Genomic DNA, 14207 nt, shown 5'->3' on the forward strand with positions numbered 1-14207 from the left:
AAACAGTGGACTTCCAACACAGCGAACGATCCCTGGAATACCAGGGCAAGCTCACCGAGTTCATGGACGAATGCGTCTACCCGGCGGAGGCGGTGTACGAACAGCAGATGCGCGAATCGGGCGACCCGCACCACTTCCCCGCCGTCCTCGCGGAGCTGAAGAACGAGGCGAAAATGCGTGGCCTGTGGAACCTCTTCCACCCTCACCTTGGCGCTGGCGGCGCGGACGCAGCAACCACCGGCGGCGATAGCAACCGCCCCGGCCTGACCAACGCCGAATACGCACCCCTCGCAGAGATCATGGGCCGGTCCATCCACCTCGCCCCCGAGGCCTGCAACTGCAGCGCCCCCGACACGGGCAACATGGAGGTCTTCGAGCTCTACGGCACCGACGAGCACCGTGAGAAGTACCTTGAACCCCTGCTCCGGGGCGATATCCGCTCTGCCTTCGCCATGACGGAACCCGGGGTTGCTTCTAGCGACGCCACCAACGTCCGCATGAGCATGGAACGCACAGACGGCGGCTACGTACTCAACGGCCGCAAGTGGTTCACTTCCAACGGCATGCACCCGCACCTCAAGGTCATGATCGTGATGGGCAAGACCAGCCCGGAGGCGGAGATCCACCGCCAGCAGTCCATGCTCGCCGTCCCCGCGGATGCCCCCGGCGTGACCATCGTGCGGAACCTGCCGGTGTTCGGCTACCACGACCGCGAGCGGCAGGCGCTGGCCTACTGGCACGTCCTGGGTCTGTGGAAGGTGGCGATCATCGTCGAGGGCGTGGTCCGCCGAGTAATGAACAACCCCTCCAACCAGGCGATTTCCGGCGCTCCGACCCAGGAGATGGTGGAGTGGATCGTCAACCAGGCGGCTATCACCGCCCGCGAGTACGGTTTTTAGTCCACCATCAGGGACTCGTCATCGCTGGCCAGCAACCGGCCAGCGTTCTTGCCGAGCATGAGCGTGTAAATCTGCTCGATGTGGATCAGTACCGCCATCTTCGGCGGGTTATGCCCCATCTCCTCGGCGTACTTCACCGCTGCATCCCACACCGGCCCTTCGTGGAATAGCTCCGCCGGTCCGATGAACCGGTACCCATCTAGCTCTGCCCAATCCACGACCGCGACGGCGGCCTTCGAGCCAGCCCGCAGGTTTTCCAGGTGCTGCCGACCGGTGTTTTCGTTGTAGATCAGCGTCTCGTCATCCCACACGCGCAGGCTGCGCTTCGGACCGATGTCCGGCAGCAGCGTCTCGCCGTCGGTCACAGTCGCCAGGTACGGCAGCTGTGCATCAATCATGTCTTTCATTTCTTGGGTTAGCTTCGCCATGAGCTCTGTCCTTTCTTTTTCTGGTTTTCTCTGGCGGTTTTTCCGCACCGCGCTGTCGGTCGCGCGATGTGAAGTTGGCTACACCGCGCACTCTACACAAAAGTTCAAGTCATTGTTGTTGTAAAGTTCGTATTATTGAACTTTGGACGCCACCTTCCCGTGGCCGGCTACCCCAGCCAACAACACGACCAACTACCCAAGCCGTAAAGGACCTCTCCCCCAATGCAACCAACCGCGGTCTCGCAGCCGCGCATCGTCTATTTCTCCTCAGCCTCCGAAAACACCCGACGATTCGTCGACAAGTTGGACATTCCCGCCCGCCGCATCCCCTTGCGGCGCAAGGAGCCGGAGCTCATCGTTGACGAGCCCTATGTGCTCATCACCCCCACCTATGGCGGAGGTGACCCGCGGAAGGCGGTGCCCAGGCAAGTCATCAACTTCCTCAACGATCCGCATAACCGCTCCCTCATCAGGGGTGTGATCACCAGCGGAAACAGAAACTTCGGCACAGCCTACTGCTGCGCCGGACCAACCATCGCCGCCAAGTGCCGGGTGCCGGAGCTCTATCGCTTTGAGCTACTCGGCACAGCCCGCGATGTTGCCCGTGTTCGGGAAGGCATCCGGGAGTTCTGGAATCGGACTGGCGGGGAGATGTGGCGTCCATAAGACAGAGCAAGAGAACACGAGCAAGAAGACACGATCGAGAAGAATCAGAAAGGAAACAATGAGCTACCTCACGCGCTCCCAAACCCCACCCCAATGGCCACACGACCCCGCCCGGCCACTGCGGCCGGTGAATTGGAACCGGCTGGACGACCAAAAGGATCTGGAGATCTGGCAGCGGCTGACCAGCAACTTCTGGCTGCCGGAAAAAGTACCGCTGTCCAACGACCTGCCGACCTGGAACGCACTGACGGACGCAGAACGCGAGCTGACCACCAAGGTATTCACCGGGCTCACACTGCTGGATACTGTGCAGGCGACCGTTGGCGAGATCAGCCAGATCCCGGATGCCCGCACCGAACACGAACAAGCGGTCTACGCCAACATCGCCTTTATGCAGGCCGTTCACGCGCGCAGCTACAGCAGTGTGTTCAGCACAATGTGCAGCAGCGAGGAGATCAACGCCGCATACACCTGGGCTGTTGAGAACCCCGCACTGCAGCGCCGAGCGACGGCGGTGATGCAGCACTACTACGGGGATGATCCGCTCAAACGGAAGGTCGCGGCCACACTGCTGTCCTCCCTGCTGCTGTACGCCGGGTTTTACCTGCCGTTGTGGTTTAGCTGCCGTGGCACGCTGATGAATACAGCCGACATGATCCGACTGATCCTGCGGGACAAGGCCGTCCACGGGTACTACTCGGGATACAAGTTCCAGCGGGGGCTGGAGGCCCACCCGGAGCGCACGGCAGAGCTCGAGGAGTTCACGTTCGCGCTAGTGGAGGAGCTGCTAGAGCTGGAGAAGGAGTATTCCGGAGACCTGTACGGCGGAACCCTACCCGGCGAGAAATCGCTGATCGACGGCGTGATGGCGTTCGTGCATTACAACGCGGATAAGGCGCTAATGAATCTGGGGTATCCGCCGCAGTACGAAGACGAAGCAGCGAAAACGGAGCCGGAAATCATCGCCGCCCTGGCGCCGGATTCCAACGAGACGCACGACTTCTTTAGCGGCTCCGGGTCCTCCTACGTGATTGGGCGGGCGGAGTCGACGGAGGAGGACGACTGGGATTTCTAGCGGCGCTAGGCCTAGCCCTCCGCGACGTCGTTGATGACGATCGTCTGGTCGCGGCCCGGGCCAACGCCGATGTAGGAGATCCGGCAGCCGGACAGCTCCTCCAGGCGCTTGACGTAGTCCTGCGCCTTCTGCGGCAGCTCCTCGAAGGTCTTGCAGTCCGTGATGTCCTCGTCCCACGCGGGCATGGTCTCGTAGATCGGGGTGGCGTGGTGGAACTCGGTCTGCGTCATTGGCATTTCATCGTGGCGCACACCGTCCACGTCGTAGGCCACGCAGATCGGGATCTCGCCGATTCCGGTCAGCACGTCCAGCTTCGTCAGGAAGTAGTCGGTAAAGCCGTTCACGCGGGAGGCGTAGCGGGCGATCACGGAGTCGTACCAGCCACAACGGCGCTTGCGTCCGGTGTTCACACCGACCTCGCCGCCGGTGGTCTGCAGGAACTCGCCCCACTTGTCGAACAGCTCCGTCGGGAACGGACCGGCACCCACGCGGGTGGTGTAGGCCTTGATGATGCCCAGTGATGCCGTGATGCGCGTCGGCCCGATGCCGGTGCCCACGCACGCGCCGCCGGTGGTGGGGTTAGAGGAAGTCACAAAGGGATACGTGCCGTGGTCCACGTCGAGCATCGTCGCCTGGCCGCCTTCCATCAGCACAGACTTACCGGCGTCCAGAGCCTTATTCAGCTCCGTCGTAGCATCGATCAACATCGGCTTGAGGCGATCGGCGTAGGACAGGAAGTAGTCCACAACCTCATCCACGTCAACGGCGCGGCGGTTGTAGATCTTCACCAGGATCTGGTTCTTCTGGTCCAGCGCCGATTCGATCTTCTGACGCAGGATGGATTCGTCCAGCAGGTCCTGGGCGCGGATGCCCACACGGGAGACCTTGTCGGCGTAGGTCGGGCCGATTCCGCGGCCGGTAGTGCCGATGGCGCGCTTGCCCAGGAAGCGCTCTGCCACGCGGTCGATGGCCACGTGGTAGGGCGCCACCAGCTGTGCGTTAGCGGACACGCGCAGGCGGGAGGCATTCGCGCCACGAGCCTCCAGCCCGTCGATCTCCTCGAACAGCGCCTCCAGGTTAACCACGCAACCGTTGCCGATGATGGGTGTGGCGTTTTCGGAAAGCACACCTGCGGGCAGCAGCTTGAGCTCGTACTTTTCGCCGCCGACGACGACGGTGTGGCCCGCATTGTTGCCACCGTTGGGCTTGACTACGTAGTCGACCTTTCCACCCAGAATGTCGGTAGCTTTGCCCTTACCTTCGTCGCCCCACTGGGCACCCACGACAATGATCGCTGCCATGAAACCTAAAACACGTCCTCTGCTTTTGTACTGCTGTACTCATGGTTGTGACCCCACGCGACACATCTTCACAGGCTGTCATTGATCGGGCGGGGCACTAAGACGTTTAACTATTCTAGTACGTCGCCGGTGGTTGTGGCACTCGCTATGGTGGGTTTCTATGTTGTTCTTGTTGCGTTGCGATATTCCCGCCAGCGATCGGCTGCGCGATCCCGTGTTGCCGGGCGAGGCCGTGGAGTGCCTCGATCTTTCCGCCGTCCCCACCCGCAAGGAGCTGCGCTTCTTGGATGATCTGGAGCGCTTCGTGGTGGGTTCTACCCCGTCGTTGGACGAGTTGATGCAGCGCCCCGACGCTCCCCACTTGGGCACCCCGCAGCCCGATCCGCACCAGGTCAGCGAGCGTGTGCGCGTGGTCGTGCATGGCAGCGATGCCGCGGTGGCCGCCGTGGTCTCTAAGTTGATGCGTATTGATGCCCTCTGGGTCGAGGTTGGGTTTATCCCTTCCGGCGCTTCGTCGGTCGCTCTTTCTTGGGGTCTGGACGCCACCTTCTCCCCTGCCCAGCACCTCACCTTCGCGCTCGCCTCCCCGGCTGTGCCAACTCCGGTGATCCGCGACGACCACGGAGTGGTGACGTTGGGGGTCGCGGAGGTGACCGGTCCCGTTGACTCGACCGGCAAGGCTGTAAAGGAAGCCGAGATGATCGGCGAAGTGATTGTCGATTCCGAGGTTCTGTACGAGCAAAACAAGGCCGGAACCAGCGACTTCAACAACGGCGTGCGCCTGGTCCCCACCCCGGATGCTCCGGGGTTGGCGGCGGTACAGCGCCCACCGTTGCCCCGTAAGGGTTGGTTTGGGCGCACGAAAAAGCCCCGCAGCACCGTCTCGCCGACGGTGCTGCGGGGTCGGGCTTTACAGGCCGGAGGGGTGGATCTGGCGGTCACCCGCGATGGGGTGCGCCATCCCCGCCCTCTGAAGTCGGTGACGTTTTACCGCCACCTGCGGGATGGGCAGTTCGTGCGCAACTAAGCTCGCCCGCAGTTAGCGGACGTAGCCGTGGGCGCGAGCCCAGTTGTACAGGCCGAACAGACCAGCGCCGATGGCAATCGTTCCGAACAGGGCTGCGAAGAACTTACCCAGCGGGCTGGAGCCAGTGACTCCGCTGGAGCTGCTGGAACCGTTGCTGGATCCGGAGCTTCCGCTCGGCTTGTCCTGCTTTTCTACGTTCACCTTCAGCTCCACGGTGGAGGTCGATCCATCCGGGTAAGTGACTACGACCGGAACGGTGTAGTCGCCCGGCTTCACATCCTTGCCCGGCTTCAGGGTCACGGTGCCGTCCGGGGTGACGGTGGCCCACTCAGGTGCACCCTCACCAGCGGTGAACTTAGCACCTTCTCCGGTATCACCCTGCACCTTGGAGGTGACGGTCTCGCCTGGCTTCACGGAGACATCCTCGAAGGAAGGATCGTGGATCTCGTTAGCGGGCTTCACGGTCACGGTGATTTTCACGGTCGTGTCGTCACCGGAACCGTCCTTGTAGGAGACCTTCACCGGAACGGTGTACTCCTTGGCCTCAACATCCGTGCCCGGCTTGGCGGTTACGGTGCCGTCTGCGTTGACGGTGACCCACTCCGGAGCACCCTCGCCCTTCTCGAAGGTCGCACCCTCAGCCACATCCGTCGGCGCCGGAGCGGTCACTTCGTCGCCCTGCTTCACGGTCACGTCCGAGTAGGTCGGATCGTGAATCTCGTTAGCGGGCTTCACGGTCACGGTAACCACAGCAGTAGTGCGGTCAGCCGAGTCATCTCCGTAAATAACCGTCACCGGGATCTGGTACTCACCCGGCTTAACCTCAAGACCCGGACGTACCTCGAGGCTGCCATCTTTGTTCAGAGTGACCCAGTTCGGTGCGCCTGCACCCAGGGAGTACTCGGCGTCCGCAGTGCTACCCTCAGGAGCAGTAACAGTGGCGGACTCTTCCTGCTTTACCGCGATCGGCTTGTAGGTCGGATCATGAAGCTCGTTGATGGCGCGCTCCGTGACAGTGACCTTCAGCTCGGCATTGTCGGTAGTGCCATCGGGGTAGGTGACGGTAACCGGGACCGTGTAGTCCTTCGCATCAACCTCGCCGCCCGGGTTCAGCTGGACAGCGCCCTTGTCGTCAATGGACGCCCACTCCGGAGCACCCTCAGCCAGGGCGAACTTGGTACCCTCCGGCAAGCCCTCGATGGCAGGAGTCTTTGCGGAGCGGTTGGCCTGCACGGTGATGCTGCCATACTCCGGGGAGTAAATCTGGTTGTCCGGCTTCCTGGCGACGGTCACCTTGGCAGTTGCTTCGTCGGTGGACCCATCGTCGTAAGTGACGACGACCGGAACGGTGTAATCCTTGGGCTCGGTCTCCAGGGTGGGCTTTACCTCGATGGAACCGTCCTCGTTAACGGTCACCCACTCCGGTACGCCTTCACCAGCGGTGACCTTCGTCCCCTCCGGCAACCCCTCTGGGGCAGGGATGGTGGCGGTACTCTCCTGCTCGACGGTGGCCTCGCCGAACTGCGGATCGTGCAGCTCGTTGGTGTGGGTGACCTTCACGTGGACGTTAACCACGGTGTCACCCTTGGACTGGTCCGGGTAGCTGACAACGACCGGAACGGTGTAGTCGCCCGGCTTCACTGCCCGGCTGGGCTTTACGGTGACGGTTCCATCCTCAGCAACAGTGGCCCAGTTCGGTGCATTTTCTCCAGCTGCAAACGTTGCGCCTTCGGCAATATCCTTTGGAGCCTCGACAGTCTCGGTATCCAGCTGCTTAACAGTCACTTCTGCGTACTGCGGATCGTGCCGTTCCGCCAGGGGCTTCACCTTCACTGTCACGTTCACTACGGTATTGTCCGCGGAAGAGTCCGGGTAGGTGACAACAACCGGAACCTCGTAGTTGCCGGGTTCCACATCCAGGCCAGGCTTAACGGTGACGGTGCCGTCCTGGCCGACAGTCGCCCATTCCGGAGCCCCCTGACCCGCCTTGTAAGTGGTTCCCTCTGGAGCCTGCGCGGTGTTCTTCGCAGTAGCCGTATCCTGCTGCTTGACCTCAATGTCCGCGTATTTGGGTTCGTTGAAGTCAGCCAAAGGTTTCACGGCAGTAACACCGAGTCGAGTATATCGATCAGTCAAACAAGTAATGCGCAAGCCAGGGGTCGAAAACAAGACCGTTCCTGCAATCCCCTCTCCATGAAACATGTTGTTGCTACGGACACGGCCAGAACCATCCGGCGTCCTGTAGGCCTCAGGAGTTTGAACTTCAACCGCCCCAGACGATTTAGCTTTGAACTTCAGTTTCAGCGGTGCGAAAGCAATTGTTACCGTATCCCCAGACCTGCTCGGCTGCATCATCTCTTCGACGGTAAGAACGCCTTTGTCCAGAGTAGCCGGAAGGCTCGAGTCAACCAGCTCAACATCGCCCTTCACGGCGAACCGAATCTTATTATTTGCATTTCCTTCAGCAAAGGAAGGGGAACCTCCCAGCTTCTTCAACAATGGGTGCGATGCCGCCAGTGGATCAATGTTCACACCGGCTTCAAAAACTTCATCGACTGCAGCTCGTTCGGGCATAGTCACATGAAATTGACCCGTAAATTCCCTATCTTCTTGGAATCCATTCCCGATAATCGGGATTTTCTGCTTAGGTCCACCTGCCGCGAACACGGTGCACTTAATTGGCAGCTTCGTATCCTGCGTCTTGTTGGCCGTGGCGGCCTGGGCAGCTACCGGAGAGAACGGGGACTGTGGGACAGCCGTGGCGGTCAGCACCAGGCTGGAGGCAGCCGCGACAGCAATCATGGCGCGGCGGGAACGGAGAAACATCATAGGAGACACCTCATATTCGAGTGAGACGACATTAAGTCGGAGCGGGAAACAATTCCCCAACTTCTTTAAGAATCTACTATCGCCACTCTTAAGGTTCCACTCGTAGCCCCCGCTTATCCCTCCTGGTCGCCCCAGACTTCCGGTGGCTGCCACGGCCTATCCACTGTCGGCCGCAGGAACGCCATAGCCGACTCCCGCGAATAGCCACAGACCTGCAGGGCGTCAACAATAATCGACCGGCACTGCGCCAACACGACCATGCCCGACAAGCCCGTACCCTCAGCAACCTGTAGGTCCGCCTCCGCGCCCAGCTTCTGCAGTGCGCGGACGATCTCCGGGATCTCCACGGCCTCGTCGCGAGTGCCGCGCGTGCCGCCCTCCGCGAACAACGCGCCTAGCTGCCCCAGCTCGTTGGAGATACTGCGTATCAGCTCGACCATTTCCTCCGGGGGATCGACCTCGTCCATAATCATGATCTCCGCCCGGCGCGCCAGCACACGCGTGTTGCGCATGACGTTATCGACGGGCACCAGGATGCGGCTCATCGTCCTGGCATGCCGCCTGGCCGTCCAATAGATCGGCGAGACCGCCACGACCTCCGACCCGCCGCCCACACTGGTCAGCAGCGCATTGACGTTCGTCTGCGTACCGCGCGCGATCTCCAAAGCCTTGGTGATCTTGGAGGCATCGCGTTCGGCAATCCCCTGCGCCACGTCATCCATCACCAGCGAGGCCTTCGACACCAGCACGGATACCTCCCGCCTAGCCGGGCGCAGCGGTGAGTTCGGCACCATCGCCAACACCACAATGCCGATCACTCCACCGATCAGCGCGTCTATCATGCGGTCCCACGAACCAGAAGACCCGGGCGGCAGGATCGTCGCCACCAGCACAGCGGAACTAGCGGCCTGGAAAGCCACGGAGACTGATTTATCCACGAATGTCGCCGCCAGAATGGCGAACAGCACCACCACCGAGACCTGCCAATAGCCACTGCCAATGTTGCTGATCACCAAATCGCCGATGCCCACACCCACGGAGGCTCCCAACACCAGCTCGAAGCCGCGGCGCAGGCGTTTACCGGCGCTCACCCCCAGGCTCAGCACCGCTGCGATGGGCGCGAAGAAAGCCTGCTGGTGGTCAAAGATCTGTTCCGCGATAAGCAGCGCCAGGCCAGCGCCGATGGCGCACTGAATCGCGAAGACTAACCCCTCGCGCACGCGGATTGCGCCCTGCACCGGGGCGATCCGGCGCAGGTTCCGGGCTGCGGCGCGCACTCCGGGGCGCAGGCGGTTGGCCGGCTCGCCCCACATTTCTTTCGCGGTTCGTGGCCGCCGTCGTGGTTCTGCCATGCCCGCCAGTTTAGGTGGTCACGTCCGCCCATACCGCCAGATGGTCGGTCCCTGGGATCCGCTTCGTCCCGCCGCCCAGACACTCGCCGGTAGTCATGATGTGGTCCAGGCGAATCACCGGGAATACCGCCGGCCACGTCGGAGTGTGCGCCAGGTGCCCGGTGCAGTCGCTGAGTTCAAAGTCGCGGTAGCGCGGGTGGCTGCGCGTGGCGTTGAAGTCACCGGCCAGCACCAGGTGGCGCCGCGAGTTCGCCCAATCGCTGAGGCTCGCCAGATCCTGCTCCCACGCCTTGCGGTCGTCCTTCGCAGGCGCCACCGCATGCACGCCCACGAACTCACTGTTGCCGTGCAGCGGCGCATTCACGCGCGGGGTTTGGAAGCGAGTCAGCCCCCGCACCATGTTGCCGTGCGCCCCTGTTTTTTCTTTAAATGACGCCGACACCAGGCCCACAACATTATCCGCCCGATCGTTGCCAGGGCGCGGCTTGGTTAAAGGTTCATAGCCGGATTGTTCCGCGACCTTTTCCACTTCCTCCGCATTCGTTTCGATGAGGAAGACGACATCGGGTTTGAGCTCCTCGATGGCACGGGCAATTCGCTTGTCGTCGGCTTGTCCCCAGTAAGTGTTGAGGGAGAATACTCGGGTGGAAGTGTGGGCGTCCGAAAAATTGGGCGCAGGTACGCGCGGGACGACCAACACCGCCAATAAAGCTAGAACCGCGCACAGCGCCGCGCGGCGAATAGAGCGGAGGATGCCGATGCCGGCCGCGGCGAGCACCCCGGCGACCCACGAGCTCGCCTGGATTTCGGCGACGAAGGGCCACGCGGCGGTGGTCTGCGCCGGCCAGAGGATGCTGGACAGCCACACCATGGCCACCACCACTGCGGCTATGCAGAGGTTGCGATTCGCCACAGGGTAGGGCGTTGGTTGGGAGAATGAACGGCGCTTGCTCATTTCCTTATTCGGAGGTTCCTTAACAATTCAGCCTGGCTATCCAGTTGTGCCAGTTAGCTTGCCGAGCTATCCAGCCCCAGAGCCGGGGCTGCTGCCGGGTCGCAGTCGTGCAGGAGGTTCAGGCAGCGCACGACCTCATCGTCCTCGCCGAGGGCGCGGGCGGTCTGTACGAGGGCACCAATGGCCCGCAGCACACCCTGGTTGGGGACGTGATCCCACGGCACCGGGCCGGTTCCGCGCCAGCCGTTGCCACGCAGGGCATCCAGGCCGCGGTGGTAGCCGGTGCGGGCGCAGGCATAAGCCTGAACGGCTTGCCCTTCGGCCAGCAGCACCTCCGCCAGGGCTGCCCAGGCGCCGGAATCCTTCAGGTTGTCAGAGACAACAGCTTCCAGCGCTTCGCGCGACTGCGGGGTTGCTGCGCCTGCGGCATCAGCGTCTGCAGCTGCGGCCTCCGCGGCGGGAACCGAGCTTGCTAGCTCCTGCGGCAGGCGCACCTCCGGGTGCTCCGCGCCGAAGAGGTCTCGACTACGACGAATCTGTTCTGCCATGGTGCCGGTGAAGCCTACTTAGCTACGGAGGTGCCAGCGGAGTGCAGGTCGTTGCAGGCCTCCACCACGCGAACGGACATAGCTTCCTCTGCCTTCTTCAGGTAGGAGCGCGGGTCGTAAACCTTCTTGTTGCCGACCTCGCCGTCGATCTTCAGCACACCATCGAAGTTGGTGAACATGTGGCGGGCAACCGGGTTGGTGAACGCGTACTGGGTGTCCGTGTCAACGTTCATCTTGATCACGCCATAGCGCAGGGACTCCTCGATCTTCTCCTTCTCAGAGCCGGAGCCGCCGTGGAACACGAAGTCGAACGGGTTGGAACCCTCAGCCAGGCCCAGTTTCTTCTCTGCAACCTTCTGGCCCATGTCCAGAACCTCCGGGCGCAGCTTCACGTTGCCCGGCTTGTACACGCCGTGGACGTTACCGAAGGTAGCGGCCAGCAGGTAGCGACCGTTTTCGCCGGTACCCAGGGCATCGACAGTCTTCAGGAAGTCCTCTTCGGTGGTGTACAGGTTAGCGCCAGCCTTGGCCTCCACGCCGTCTTCCTCGCCACCGACAACGCCGATCTCAACCTCGAGGATGATCTTGGCCTTCTGTGCATCCGCCAGCAGCTCCTGGGCGATCTGCAGGTTCTCGTCGATCGGGATGGCGGAGCCGTCCCACATGTGGGACTGGAACAGCGGGTTCTCGCCAGCCTCCACACGCTTGCGGGAGATCTCCATCAGCGGGCGAACGTACCCGTCCAGAACTTCCTTCTGGCAGTGGTCGGTGTGCAGGGCAACGTTCACGCCGTAGTGCTTAGCAGCCTGGTGAGCAAACGCAGCCAGCGCCTCCGCACCCGCAACCATGTTCTTCACGGCCAGACCGGAACCGAACTGGGCACCGCCGGTAGAGAACTGGATGATGCCGTCGGACTCCGCATCCGCAAAGCCCTTCAGAGCAGCATTGATGGTCTCAGAAGAAGTGCAGTTGATGGCGGGGTATGCGAAGCCGTTTTCCTTCGCATTGTCCAGCATGTCGCGGTACACGTCGGGGGTTGCAATAGGCATTTCAATGCTCCTTAGATATGAACCTGAATAAGTCCGGTTTGTCTCCGCCCACAATTATGCCCACAATTCCCACGCCGTGCAGTCACTCCAGCTAGAGCGCCCCCGCAGCACTCACCCGCGCCCCGCAGCACTCACCCGCGCCGCCGCCTCCATCAGCATCCACCCGGAAAGCTGCACAGACAGATCCCGCTCCGCAATGTCGGAGCTCGCCACCGCCCCCGCAATCGTCGCGCCAACCAGCCCACCGGCCTGCGGCATCGTCGCATCCTTCGTCCAGTCAGCAGAGAACACCGGCAGGCCATCGACCTCCAGTCGGAAGCGCCACACCTGCTCGGCTGTCGCCAACACAATTCGCCGGGCTATGGCTACAGATTCCGTGCCGTGCCGACCTGGCGTCGGCAAACACTCAACAACAAGAGAAAGATAACGCGCAAGAATGCCATTAAACAGCCCGCCGTCGCCACCGCCAGTGCGCACATTGATCGCGCCGTCGTGATCCGTCATGTGGTTCTCGATCGCGCGGAGCAGGCCATGAATGCGGGTTATTTCTTTGACGCCCACATCTGAGACCTCCTCATCCCCCACACCAGCTGCACGCCTGCGCGCGCGGGCGAGCTCCACGCATGCGCCCAGCATCACGCCCTGGCAATAAGGGTGCAGCGCGGTGACGGGCTCCGGGCCGGCCATCCGCATGTGGATGCCGTCCATGACCAGGCCGTCTTCGTTGATGAGGTTGTCGAAGGTCCAGTCGACCAGGCGCTCCGCGGTCTCGATGTCGCCATTGCGGGCAGCCAGGATCGCGGCGGGGCCGTTGGTGGGGACGTTGTAGAAAGTCTCGTTCGTGCGCCACGGCAGCACGCCCGTGAGGCTGTCCACACCCTCGAAAATGTTTTCTACCAGCGGTTCCAGGTCGCGGGCGGCGTTGAGCTTGGCGTTGATTTTCGGCTCGTTCGCAGCGCGCTGGAGGGCGAGGGCGAGCCATGCCTTGTCGTCGTAGTAGTTATTGGCAGACAGGCGGGAGATGTTGCGGATGCGCATGGCGCGGAGGTGGCGGCGGATCGCGTGAATCCGCGACGTGGTGGGGCGGCGGACGGCTGCATCGATGAGGTTGTCGATGTAGTGAGCCTGCCACCAGTAGTGCCAGCGGACGAACAGCCGGTCGCGAGTGGTCGGCGGCCAGGCGATAATCCCCAGCGTAGTGCGGGGGATGCCCCAGAGCCGGCTGGCGTGGCGCTCGTAAACCGCCTGGTAGGCGAGGTCTGCGCGGTGATCCCAGCGCTCCCTGAATTCCTGGGTGGGGTGGGTTGGTTGAGGTGTGTGGGTGAGTTGGGTTGGTTGGGTTGGTTGGGTTGTAGCCGCAGCCTGCTCTTCCGCCGGTTTGCCAACCCCAGCCTGCTCTTCCGCCGGTTCAGCCGCGACCTGCCCCTGCGCCACGGCCTGCTCTCCCGCCGGGTCACCAACCGCGGCCTGCTCTTCCGCCGGTTCAGCCGCGACCTGCCCCTGCGCCACGGCTACACTCTCCCCCACTTCAGAACCCTTTTGACCTGCAGAAATAGTCGACTCTTCCGCAGGAACCTGAGTCTCCTCTGCAGGGCTCCGGCCTCCCTGAGCCGGCTTGCTATCCCGCTTACCCTTGCCGGGAAGATTAAACACTTTGCACACCTCACTCGGTTGTAGCGCTTTGCGAACCAGTCTAGCCATCATCCTGCTGGCTCTATCTGGCGTGGAATGTCGCTAGATCGGGATTGCGCGAGCCCACGGGGTAGCAAATGTCGCTAGATCGGGATTTCATCCGTCCGCAGAACGGCAAATGTCGCTAGAACGGGAATCCGTTAAGGGCAACCCTTTTCATTTACTCAAACATGCAGGTCAAAGCGTTTCTAATTTTCGGTGCCAACCTTTTGCTTCCACAGATTCCCGATCTAGCGACATTTGGCGAGCTAGATCCCCATTTCCACCTCCTCAAAGCCGACAGATTCCCGTTCTAACGACATTTGGCACTCGAATAGTCCAATGCAGCCCCATGCACGCCTCGCAAACACCCCATGCAAACCCAAGCAAGCCCAGGCAAGCCCATA

Annotated in this window: 11 protein-coding genes and 1 pseudogene; 4 read left to right on the forward strand and 8 right to left on the reverse strand. The window is 62.0% G+C overall.

Annotated features, from left to right (window positions below):
* Nucleotides 1-5: 5 nt before the first annotated feature.
* A pseudogene (locus L8U58_RS05375) lies at nt 6-725 on the forward strand (acyl-CoA dehydrogenase family protein); the annotation flags it as partial.
* A 170-nt stretch (nt 726-895) separates the two neighbouring features.
* On the opposite strand, the gene L8U58_RS05380 reads toward L8U58_RS05375, so the two are convergent.
* Nucleotides 896-1327, reverse strand: a complete 432-nt coding sequence (locus L8U58_RS05380) for a pyridoxamine 5'-phosphate oxidase family protein (RefSeq protein WP_034969277.1) — start codon at nt 1325-1327, stop codon at nt 896-898.
* Between the two features lie 222 nt (nt 1328-1549).
* Here L8U58_RS05380 and nrdI point away from each other — a divergent pair, with 222 nt between their 5' ends.
* Both nrdI and nrdF read left to right on the forward strand, forming a co-directional pair.
* A complete protein-coding gene (gene nrdI / locus L8U58_RS05385) occupies nt 1550-1993 on the forward strand; it encodes a class Ib ribonucleoside-diphosphate reductase assembly flavoprotein NrdI (protein WP_034969281.1) in 444 nt (147 codons plus the stop codon).
* A 58-nt stretch (nt 1994-2051) separates the two neighbouring features.
* The gene (gene nrdF, locus L8U58_RS05390; RefSeq protein WP_051873853.1) at nt 2052-3068 is read left to right on the forward strand and encodes a class 1b ribonucleoside-diphosphate reductase subunit beta; all 1017 of its coding nucleotides are present in this window, start codon (nt 2052-2054) and stop codon (nt 3066-3068) included.
* Between the two features lie 11 nt (nt 3069-3079).
* Here the strand turns inward: nrdF and L8U58_RS05395 are convergent, their stop codons facing one another.
* Complete coding sequence (locus tag L8U58_RS05395; protein ID WP_034971680.1) at nt 3080-4369, reverse strand: adenylosuccinate synthase; 1290 nt, start codon at nt 4367-4369, stop codon at nt 3080-3082.
* 160 nt (nt 4370-4529) lie between these two features.
* On the opposite strand from L8U58_RS05395, the gene L8U58_RS05400 reads away from it, so the two are divergent.
* The gene (locus tag L8U58_RS05400) at nt 4530-5396 is read left to right on the forward strand and encodes a hypothetical protein (protein ID WP_269954862.1); all 867 of its coding nucleotides are present in this window, start codon (nt 4530-4532) and stop codon (nt 5394-5396) included.
* Nucleotides 5397-5408: 12 nt separating this feature from the next.
* Here the strand turns inward: L8U58_RS05400 and L8U58_RS05405 are convergent, their stop codons facing one another.
* From L8U58_RS05405 to L8U58_RS05430, 6 genes are all read right to left on the reverse strand, one after another.
* Entirely contained in the window at nt 5409-8225 is a 2817-nt protein-coding gene (locus L8U58_RS05405; RefSeq protein WP_269954863.1) for a Rib/alpha-like domain-containing protein, read from the reverse strand.
* A 113-nt stretch (nt 8226-8338) separates the two neighbouring features.
* Nucleotides 8339-9577 carry an FUSC family protein gene (locus tag L8U58_RS05410; RefSeq protein ID WP_269954864.1) on the reverse strand — a complete coding sequence of 413 codons (1239 nt, stop codon included), beginning with the start codon at nt 9575-9577 and terminating at the stop codon, nt 8339-8341.
* Nucleotides 9578-9587: 10 nt separating this feature from the next.
* The gene (locus tag L8U58_RS05415) at nt 9588-10532 is read right to left on the reverse strand and encodes an endonuclease/exonuclease/phosphatase family protein (RefSeq protein WP_035002728.1); all 945 of its coding nucleotides are present in this window, start codon (nt 10530-10532) and stop codon (nt 9588-9590) included.
* A gap of 53 nt (nt 10533-10585) precedes the next feature.
* Nucleotides 10586-11080, reverse strand: a complete 495-nt coding sequence (locus L8U58_RS05420) for a DUF3151 domain-containing protein (protein WP_269954865.1) — start codon at nt 11078-11080, stop codon at nt 10586-10588.
* Nucleotides 11081-11094: 14 nt separating this feature from the next.
* Nucleotides 11095-12129: a class II fructose-bisphosphate aldolase gene (fbaA, locus tag L8U58_RS05425; protein WP_269954866.1), complete on the reverse strand. Its 1035-nt coding sequence runs from the start codon at nt 12127-12129 to the stop codon at nt 11095-11097.
* A gap of 111 nt (nt 12130-12240) precedes the next feature.
* The gene (locus L8U58_RS05430; protein WP_269954884.1) at nt 12241-13338 is read right to left on the reverse strand and encodes a glycoside hydrolase family 76 protein; all 1098 of its coding nucleotides are present in this window, start codon (nt 13336-13338) and stop codon (nt 12241-12243) included.
* Nucleotides 13339-14207 lie beyond the last annotated feature (869 nt).

Origin of the sequence: Corynebacterium macclintockiae (assembly GCF_027570165.1) — a bacterium.
In the GTDB taxonomy this organism is placed as follows: Bacteria; Actinomycetota; Actinomycetes; order Mycobacteriales; family Mycobacteriaceae; genus Corynebacterium; species Corynebacterium macclintockiae.

Coding starts and splice junctions, on each gene's coding strand:
- L8U58_RS05380 (WP_034969277.1), bottom strand. CDS start 1,327: ATGGCGAAGCTAACCCAAGAAATGAAAGACATGATTGATGCACAGCTG.
- nrdF (WP_051873853.1), top strand. CDS start 2,052: ATGAGCTACCTCACGCGCTCCCAAACCCCACCCCAATGGCCACACGAC.
- nrdI (WP_034969281.1), top strand. CDS start 1,550: ATGCAACCAACCGCGGTCTCGCAGCCGCGCATCGTCTATTTCTCCTCA.
- L8U58_RS05400 (WP_269954862.1), top strand. CDS start 4,530: ATGTTGTTCTTGTTGCGTTGCGATATTCCCGCCAGCGATCGGCTGCGC.
- L8U58_RS05405 (WP_269954863.1), bottom strand. CDS start 8,225: ATGATGTTTCTCCGTTCCCGCCGCGCCATGATTGCTGTCGCGGCTGCC.
- L8U58_RS05415 (WP_035002728.1), bottom strand. CDS start 10,532: ATGAGCAAGCGCCGTTCATTCTCCCAACCAACGCCCTACCCTGTGGCG.
- fbaA (WP_269954866.1), bottom strand. CDS start 12,129: ATGCCTATTGCAACCCCCGACGTGTACCGCGACATGCTGGACAATGCG.
- L8U58_RS05395 (WP_034971680.1), bottom strand. CDS start 4,369: ATGGCAGCGATCATTGTCGTGGGTGCCCAGTGGGGCGACGAAGGTAAG.
- L8U58_RS05410 (WP_269954864.1), bottom strand. CDS start 9,577: ATGGCAGAACCACGACGGCGGCCACGAACCGCGAAAGAAATGTGGGGC.
- L8U58_RS05420 (WP_269954865.1), bottom strand. CDS start 11,080: ATGGCAGAACAGATTCGTCGTAGTCGAGACCTCTTCGGCGCGGAGCAC.